At 64.1% G+C, this 1,241-nt stretch carries 2 protein-coding genes; both read right to left on the bottom strand.

All coding sequences use genetic code 11. The features are described from left to right. Positions 1 to 201 precede the first annotated feature (201 nt). Positions 202 to 576, bottom strand: coding sequence for a type II toxin-antitoxin system VapC family toxin (locus tag Q8K99_06370; GenBank protein MDP2182176.1), 375 nt, complete (start codon positions 574 to 576; stop codon positions 202 to 204). Further along, positions 573 to 782, bottom strand: a complete 210-nt coding sequence (locus Q8K99_06365) for an AbrB/MazE/SpoVT family DNA-binding domain-containing protein (GenBank protein MDP2182175.1) — start codon at positions 780 to 782, stop codon at positions 573 to 575. Before Q8K99_06365 ends, Q8K99_06370 begins: the two co-directional genes overlap by 4 nt. Between the last annotated feature and the right edge of the window lie 459 nt (positions 783 to 1,241).

The following is a 1,241-nucleotide window of genomic DNA, read 5'->3' as shown; positions in this document are numbered from 1 at the left end:
TCGAGGCGCGATCCGCTCCATGCGTCAGACCGTGCGCCGAGGGGGAGTCCGGAGACTGAGGCTCGCAGGTCACCCACCATATCCATGGTCTTCGCGGAGAGTGATCCGTCTGCCGAACGTGTTACGGCATGAGCGGCGGGTTTCGCCGCGCATGTTGATTCTATCTCGCGCCGCCCGCTCGATGCCGTGGTTAGTCACTCGTCACCGCTTGGGACGGAACTCGACTCTCTCTATGCCGTCGAAATGCGAGTCCTGCGTCCAGAGCACGGCATCCTCCGCGCGAGCAGACGCAAGGATAATCGAATCCGCCATCGCAAGCCCTGTCTCGAGGGAGGTTCGAGCTGCGTCCAAGGCCAGCGACGGCGTCAGGTCGACGACTCTGCCCTGCATCATGACGGCGACGGCATCAAGCGCAGTGGTCTCATCTGCGATCTGATGCGTTCGCTTGAAGACCTCGAAGAACGTGAGCGTGGGGACGATCAGGTCATCCGGCTTCTCGATCGCCCCCGCGAATTCCGAGGCGTTGGGACCGTCGCCGAAGTACTCCAGCCACGCCGAGGAGTCGACGACGTTCACACGCGGTCCTCGCGATCACGCTCGAAGCTCGTGTCACGGCCGCGAAGCATCCCGCGCAGCGCGCGAGCGGGCCTGACAGGTATGAACTCGATCCGGTCGCCGTAGGCGATGGCCTGCACCTTCTGCCCCGGCACCAGATTCAGCTGCTCGCGGATCGCTTTCGGGATCACGACCTGGAACTTGGGAGAAATGGTCACCGCGTCCATCGCGCACCTCCTTGTTGTACTACGCATAGTCTATCGATAGGACATGCGTATGACAAGCGCACGGACCGCACCCCTGGCAGCGACGGAGAGACGATGTGACTAACGCTGTTGCGCGTAACCTGCAAACCGAGGCCGACGAGGCCTCGTAAGAAGCGTAGCTCCATCGCCGAGGTTTGTCAGGTTGACGCGCTGGTTCGGCGAGCGGGAAGGACGGCGGTAGCCGTCCAGAGCGATGCACCAAGAGATGATCTTGCCCCCAGGTCGACGCGCTCCGGGATCACAGGGCCGACCACTCCGCTCCCGCATGCGCCCACCTCGCTGTCACGCTCCGCGGCTCCCGGCAGTCGAGGGAGCGCAGCCGACCGCGCCTGTGCGCGATACGACCTCCCAACACCCCTGCCTGCCCATGTGTAGAGCCGTGCGCGCCAAGGAGAGTCCGGAGACCGGACCTCGCAGGTC

Source organism: Actinomycetota bacterium, from assembly GCA_030682655.1.
Taxonomy (GTDB): domain Bacteria; phylum Actinomycetota; class Coriobacteriia; order Anaerosomatales; family JAUXNU01; genus JAUXNU01.
The sequence above is the reverse complement of the archived record's forward strand: the minus strand, read 5'-3'. Positions and strand labels throughout refer to the sequence as shown.

Coding starts and splice junctions, on each gene's coding strand:
- Q8K99_06365 (MDP2182175.1), bottom strand. CDS start 782: ATGGACGCGGTGACCATTTCTCCCAAGTTCCAGGTCGTGATCCCGAAA.